The sequence below is a fragment of the Vibrio sp. 10N.237.312.B06 genome, assembly GCF_041464685.1.
GTDB lineage: Bacteria > Pseudomonadota > Gammaproteobacteria > Enterobacterales > Vibrionaceae > Vibrio > Vibrio tasmaniensis_A.
Window position 1 is genome coordinate 61674 of sequence record NZ_JBFSPI010000018.1, and the last position, 7065, is coordinate 68738.

At 43.5% G+C, this 7065-nt stretch carries 5 protein-coding genes and 2 pseudogenes; 5 read left to right on the plus strand and 2 right to left on the minus strand.

The annotated features are described in order from the left end of the window. Positions 1 to 119 precede the first annotated feature (119 nt). Positions 120 to 1490 carry an MATE family efflux transporter gene (locus AB6C75_RS07200; protein WP_012603959.1) on the plus strand — a complete coding sequence of 457 codons (1371 nt, stop codon included), beginning with the start codon at positions 120 to 122 and terminating at the stop codon, positions 1488 to 1490. A gap of 163 nt (positions 1491 to 1653) precedes the next feature. Here the strand turns inward: AB6C75_RS07200 and AB6C75_RS07205 are convergent, their stop codons facing one another. Continuing rightward, the gene (locus tag AB6C75_RS07205) at positions 1654 to 2532 is read right to left on the minus strand and encodes a DNA ligase (RefSeq protein WP_372107476.1); all 879 of its coding nucleotides are present in this window, start codon (positions 2530 to 2532) and stop codon (positions 1654 to 1656) included. A 275-nt stretch (positions 2533 to 2807) separates the two neighbouring features. Between AB6C75_RS07205 and AB6C75_RS07210 the strand changes: the two genes are divergently transcribed. The 4 genes and pseudogenes from AB6C75_RS07210 to AB6C75_RS07225 all read left to right on the plus strand — a co-directional run bounded on the left by AB6C75_RS07210 (position 2808) and on the right by AB6C75_RS07225 (position 6853). Further along, a complete protein-coding gene (locus AB6C75_RS07210; RefSeq protein WP_004733793.1) occupies positions 2808 to 3137 on the plus strand; it encodes an STAS domain-containing protein in 330 nt (109 codons plus the stop codon). Between the two features lie 62 nt (positions 3138 to 3199). Beyond that, on the plus strand, positions 3200 to 4036 hold the full coding sequence (locus AB6C75_RS07215) for an OmpA family protein (protein ID WP_372107477.1): 837 nt from the start codon (positions 3200 to 3202) through the stop codon (positions 4034 to 4036). Beyond that, positions 4033 to 6164: pseudogene (locus tag AB6C75_RS07220) on the plus strand (SLBB domain-containing protein). The gene AB6C75_RS07215 and the pseudogene AB6C75_RS07220 overlap by 4 nt, the downstream one beginning before the upstream one ends. After that, complete coding sequence (locus AB6C75_RS07225; RefSeq protein WP_372107478.1) at positions 6164 to 6853, plus strand: chromosome partitioning protein ParA; 690 nt, start codon at positions 6164 to 6166, stop codon at positions 6851 to 6853. Before AB6C75_RS07220 ends, AB6C75_RS07225 begins: the two are co-directional and overlap by 1 nt. Here the strand turns inward: AB6C75_RS07225 and AB6C75_RS07230 are convergent. Next, positions 6842 to 7065: pseudogene (locus tag AB6C75_RS07230) on the minus strand (hypothetical protein); the annotation flags it as partial. The gene AB6C75_RS07225 and the pseudogene AB6C75_RS07230 overlap by 12 nt on opposite strands.

The window sequence follows — 7065 nt, forward strand, 5'->3', positions numbered from 1 at the left end:
TTATTGTGACATTTCTTTATGATTCGTCCAGTGGAAGCTTAAGATCATTGCCTCTGATTCCTTCAGAATGTCCTTTCCTACACTATTATTCTAATTTTCCCTCTTATTTGGAGTTGTTTGTGCATCGTTACAAAGAAGAATCCTCGAATCTAATCAAACTTGCGACCCCAGTATTGATCGCATCTGTTGCACAAACTGGAATGGGTTTTGTCGATACCGTAATGGCCGGTGGTGTAAGTGCTATCGATATGGCGGCGGTTTCGATTGCAGCAAGTATCTGGCTACCATCAATCTTATTTGGTGTGGGTCTGTTGATGGCGTTGGTTCCTGTCGTTGCACAACTTCATGGTTCTGGTAGACAAGTAAAAATTCCATTTGAGATTCAACAAGGTGCGTTTTTAGCGCTTGTCATCTCCCTTCCAATCATTGGCGTACTTTTTCAGACACAACTGATATTGGAGTGGATGGACATAGAACAACTCATGGCAGAAAAAACCATCGGTTATATGAATGCGGTGATGTTTGCGGTTCCTGCATTTTTGTTGTTCCAAACTTTGAGAAGCTTTACAGATGGTATGTCTTTAACTAAGCCTGCAATGGTGATTGGTTTTATTGGCTTGCTATTAAACATCCCGCTTAACTGGATGTTCGTATACGGAAAGCTTGGCGCTCCCGCTCTGGGTGGTGTTGGCTGTGGCGTTGCAACGGCTATCGTATATTGGGTGATGTTTGCTCTGCTGTTCGCTTACGTTTTAACATCAAAGCGTTTGGCTAAAATCAATATCTTCGGTACGTTCCACAAGCCTCAGCTCAAAGCACAAATTCGTTTGTTTAAACTAGGCTTTCCAGTTGCCGCTGCTATCTTCTTTGAGGTGACGCTATTCGCTGTTGTTTCTCTGTTGGTTGCCCCTCTTGGGTCTTTGGTTGTCGCCGCACACCAGGTTGCAATTAACTTCTCGTCACTGATATTTATGATACCAATGAGTATCGGTGCCGCTGTGAGTATTCGTGTTGGTCATAAGTTGGGTGAAAACAACACTGAAGGAGCGAAAATCGCGACACACGTAGGAATCATTGTTGGTTTAGTCACAGCCTTAATGACAGCTACATTGACGGTACTATTCAGAGAGCAAGTTTCGTTACTGTACACAGAGAATACGGCGGTAATTACTGTTGCAATGCAATTACTATTGTTCGCTGCAGTTTATCAATGTACTGACGCAATCCAAGTTATCGCTGCAGGGGCTTTGCGTGGATACAAAGACATGCGTTCGATCTTCAACATTACTTTCGTTGCTTACTGGTTGCTTGGTCTTCCTATTGGCTACATTTTAGGAATGAAAGATTGGATTGTTGAGCCTATGGGCGCGCACGGTTTCTGGGTTGGGTTCATTGTCGGTCTAACGTCAGCAGCTATTATGCTAGGTATGCGTCTGCACTGGATGCACAAACAAGACGACGATGTGCAGTTAGAATTTAGCTCTCGCTGAGTTCTAACTCACTCAACCGGTATCCCTGATATCGAATACGAAAAAGAGCTCTGATATTCAGGGCTCTTTTTCGTTTAATCAATTAATACTGTTTTATGTGTAGATATTTTTGTACGGAGACTGTCTACAGGGCGATATTTCGCATCCGTCGGCAGTATGTGCCTTAATATTCACTTTTCTCTCTAACGAAGCGCGCAAACTTGGGTTTTCCATTTTGAGTAAAGCCGTTGTAGCGAAAGGTAATACGGCTGCCGATCTCAGGTGGCGCAAGTCTCATTTGATCACTGAACCCGCTTCCAATATAAAACTCAACCCCTTCTTCCGTGTGAACCAAAATCGAACCCATCATCCCTTTATACTTCCCTGTCCCGCCTTTGTAGCCAATAACTGTGGCTTCGGCATCGTGATGCCTTTTTAGTTTTAACAGGTCATTGCTTCGACCTGCTTGATAACGACTGGTGATCTTTCTGAGCATCAAACCTTCGCCATTGCGTTCATCGACATTGTCTAATTGATAAAACAGAGCTTTTTCATTTTGAATCGGTAGATGTTCGATGTAGCTGACATGAGTTTCTCCAATCACACTCACCCAATGCAATATGTTGTAATAGCGCTTTTGATAATCGCCAGTAGCTCCTGGCATATCAAACAGCATCAAGTCTATTTGGCGCCACGCAGCATCACTAGGTGTGTGATCGAGGACGGTGGATTGGACTAAGTGGAACTTGCCTCTTCCTGCCCAAAGCTCTCCTTCAAGGTGTACCTTCGGCAAGTTTTTTGTAAACCACTTCGGTGAGTATATGCGATTCCCTTTGCGTGTATAAAGATGCTGCCCGTCCCACAGCGCTCTAATCCCATCGAGTTTTTCACTCTTCCAGTATTCAGACACATCAATGCCTTGCTGGTATGTGTTTGCAAGCACCAGATGATCAGGCGGTAAATAGGATGAATGAGATGCAAGCGAACACGCCCATAGAGTGGCTATCGCCAATTTAGTTAATCTCATCATTTGCTCCGTATTAATATCTGTAGTGGTCAACAAATGCCTTTAATCCTAAGCGCTCTAACACACAGTTAGACAATCTTTGCTAGAAGATGCGATCAACTCATCAACCTTATCTAACCTTTACTTTCATTCATAAAATTAATGACTTATGGCTCTCATATGTTCCGCCGTTTTTAGTTCTCATATTGAGAAACCAACTTTCTCAATATGAGATAGAGATTAACAGTCGATTTAAGTTGTTGAAAAATATAAATATAAAAGTTGGCACATTCAGTGCAATTGTCCATACATACTCAAAAGGAGATATCGCTATGGAACTACGTAAGATTGATTTAAATACAACGACACTGACTCTTTCTATCTTCGGTGATTTAGATGCAGCAGGTAGCCGTGATGCTCAAACCGATATTGACGATGTAATCTCAAATGATGGCCACCCTGAAATCGAAGTTGATTTCAGCCAAGTTGAGTTTTTAGATTCATCTGGTGTTGGCGCAATTGTTTACATGTTCAAACGCCTAACTGAACGCGAACGCAACATGCGACTTGAAAATGTGACTGGTCAACCTCTTGAAATTATGAACTTGTTACGTATTGGCCACGCTATCCCAGTAAATTCAAAAAATCCCACAAATTCATGAAGATCCACTAAGCTAGAAGTAACAAAACATAATAATAAAAAGTAAAAACATAGGATGTTGGCATGAAAATACTGAAAAGCTACATAGCCCTTTCTCTGTCTGCTTTAGTTCTAGGTGGCTGTACTAGCTACCCTGAACAAGGCACTGGCGGCTTGGCTGAAAGTTATGACTCTATTAATTACCAAAATTCCGACTTTTCTCCTGTCATGCCAGACGAGCCTCTTGGTCCTGAACACGGATTACGTTTTGATTGGCAACTGGCTAAATTACATCTTGATGCCTTGATTCAAGAAAGCGCCCGTTGGTGCTTCCCCGCTGCTGTTGTGCAAGCGATAGAGAAGCAAAATCGTATCGCTCGCGAACTACAAGGTGGCCTGCTTCTAGATGCGGCAAACGACCTAGTCATTCAAAGAAAACGTTTAAACGAACTTGAAGTCCAACTGGACTATGTGACGTCACAAGCACGGTGTGAACCACCAAAAAATGAAAACCAATTTAGAATGCAATTGTCGGTTATCGAACAGTTGTACGACCTGCTTAATGTTGACAACCAATTCGCGGAAAACTCTACTGAAGTCAATCCCAAATACATGGGACGACTTGCCGAGGCAACGACGCTACTGAAAGAACATAAATCTCTAGACCTTGTTGTTACCGGCCATGCTGATGCCACGGGTACTGAAGAATATAACGATGACTTGGCACTTGGACGTGCTAAACAAGTCGAACGCTACCTAACGATTTTTGGCTTAGGTGTTCAGAGAATCAAAGCGGTATCTGTTGGTGAAACGGTTCCTCTTTTTGAAGGCGAATCAGACGGTACGCGTTTAACTAACCGCAGAGTGAGTATTGAAGTTATCTCCCCTAAAAATGCCGAGAAAATGGGAGGTGGATTATGAAATCATTGATCGCTTTTATCATCACCCTATCGTTAAGCTTTACGAGTGTCGTAAATGCTAACGAAGAGTTTTCAGACGCGGTTCAAGTCGGTGACCTTATTCAAGTCAACGTACCCGGTGAAAGTACGTTGAACAAAGGGTTTCAAGTGGATAAACGCGGCCGAATTACCCTTCCTGAAGTGGGTGCCGTATTTGTTGCGGGTTATAACAGCGAGCAACTTAACAAAGTCGTTTTAGAGTCACTGGCTACCGCTTATAAAGATCTTTCAAACGCTTCGGTATATGTAAAAGAGCAGCAAATTATCATCTACGTGCAAGGTTATGTAGAACAACCCGGTGAATACACACTGGCGTTAGGCTCAAGTATCCAAATGGCACTCTACGCAGCAGGTGGATTACGCCCCGGTGCACAACTGGACAAATTGATACTTAAGCGAGGTGCGGACAAGAAAGAGTTTAATTACAAACGATTCCTTGATTCAGGTGATGAATCAACACTACCTACTCTGCAATCACTGGATTCATTATTCGTTCCAGCTTCCCCACTAGTCGGTAACATCGAGCAAGAGTTTGACGCAGCAAAGCTCGCTAACTCTGGTGACAGTGCTGACTCTCGCAATTCGATTAAAGTGTTTGGTGAGGTAAACGCGCCGGGTTCGTTCACTTACAAAGAGAACACCGACCTTGTCGACGTATTGATGCGTTCAGGCGGGGTAACTCGCTATGCCAGTGTTGAACAAATCCGAGTAATTTCAAATAATACGCCTACGTTGTTCAACCTTAAGCGTTATTTGGATTCTGGTGACGAAAGCCTACTTCCAATCTTACGCCCAGGTGCAACCATTTTTGTGCCGAAGCAAGAGGAAGAGATCAAACCCGGCGCAAACATGGTTTACGTTATGGGTGAAGTCGCTGCCCCTGGCGCTTTTGAAGGAAAGAGAGACGCGACCTTCATGGATATCCTTGCCAATGCTGGCGGTCCGACTCGATTTGCAGAGTCGCGTCAAATACGCGTAATTAAAGCGGATGGTCGAGTACTTAAATTCGATTTAGCGGCTTACACTGAAGGCTTGCCTAACTCTAACCCACCGAATATTAAAGCCGGTGACGCGATCTTTGTTCCTGAGAAAACCGACATGAACGAGAAGTCATGGTTAAAGATTGCACCAGACAGAGCGGTTAACGTTATCGGTGAAGTCAACCGACCTGGTCGTATTGAATGGTCAGATGAAATGAACTTCATGGGATTATTGGCTCACGTCGGCGGTCCTACGTTGCGAGCGGACACCTCAAAAATTGAAGTCGTAACGGGTAGAAAGTTGGTTGTGTTTAATCTTGATGATTTCATCAGAAATGGTGCACCACGAGATCTGATGCCACAAATTCGTGCAGGCTCTATCGTCCGTGTCCATGACTTACCACAAGATCCGTCAGACAATAAATCTCAATGGGTACGTCAAAGCTCTGATGCTTCGATCTACATTTTTGGACAAGTGAATGCACCGGGTCGTTACCGCTTCACCAAAGACATGCACTTTCTAGACATTTTGTCTGCGGCTGACGGCCCTACCAAGGATGCTGATATACACAACGTTCGTGTCACGCATCGTGATAAAACCTACTCTAAAGTAAGCAAACTCAATTTATCACTGTACTTCGAAACCGGTGACGAATCCTTGCTGCCAAACGTAACCACTGGTGACACCATTTACATTCCAGAGAAAGGTAAAAACTGGTTAGACACACCGAAAGAAGAAACCGTCCGTGTGCTTGGTGCGATTAACAACCCAGGTCGCTATGTGTTCAACGACAACATGACGATTCTAGATATATTGGCAGAGGCGGCGGGCCCTACTGATAACGCTTACGTAGAGAAAATTACCATTGTGAATATGTCTTGTTGCCAAGGTCAAGCTCGTACCTTCGACCTTGTTGCCAAGGTCAAGCTCGTACCTTCGACCTTGTTGAATTCAGCAAAACAGCCAACATTTACAACCTCCCAGTACTGCGCGCTGGTGACACTATCTACATCCCAGATCGACGAGAGAGCTTTATGGAAAAAGCTCGTGTAGGTCTAGAAGACATATTACGTCTAACAACAATGATCGTCTTAATAGGAGCTTTATAATGACTATTTCAGCAATCCAAGCAGAAGTAGAACAACTGTATCTAGCTTCTGAACTTAACGGACAGAAATCGATTTGTGTGACTGCTTGTCACTCAGGTGACGGGGTAACCTCTGTTGCAACTGCATTAGCAGAACGTTTTCTCCTTGCTGGTCATTCTACGCTTTATGTTGACCTCAACTTATACAATCCTGCTTTTAAAGATTTGAACATGTTGGAAGACAATCAACAGGGACAGTTAATTGAACATGTCGAGTCTCATCGTACGTTTATCGGTGTCCCTGCTCCACAAATCGCATCAACGCAATTGGCTTATAAAGATCCGACTACATTACAAAAAGTGGTGAACAAATGGTTAGAGAAATACGATCGAGTCATCATTGATACCTCACCGCTTCTCAATATTAACAAAGGGAATATCCCCGCACAGTCTGTTGCGAGTGCCTGTGACAGCACATTGATGGTTGTCGCCTATGGTGAAACCTCTAGTCACCACCTAGAACAAGCGAAAAAGCTGCTTGATGCGCAGAGTATCAATCTTATGGGTTGTGTGATGAACATGAAACAAACACCTAGCTTTGCACAAGAGTTGGTAAGACAAATCAATCGCATGAAATTCCTTCCAACTAAACTTCGCGATAGCTTGGCCAATAAGCTTTACCAAAATGAGTTTTTAAATCTACCGATGTAACTTTTCTGCGCCACGATAGCTTTTTTGTACAACTATAGCTTTTGTGTGCAACTTAGTATTCTTGTGCAACTGTATGGCTGTCAGTAAATCCTGACAGCCACCGTTCCGCCCACCCAAAAAAAAAAAACCAAGTTGGGTGTTTTTGGCGAAATTATTGGGCTTTGTTGCGTAATTAAGTTTAGAGATAGAGCCACCCCGTTTCGCGTATTTCT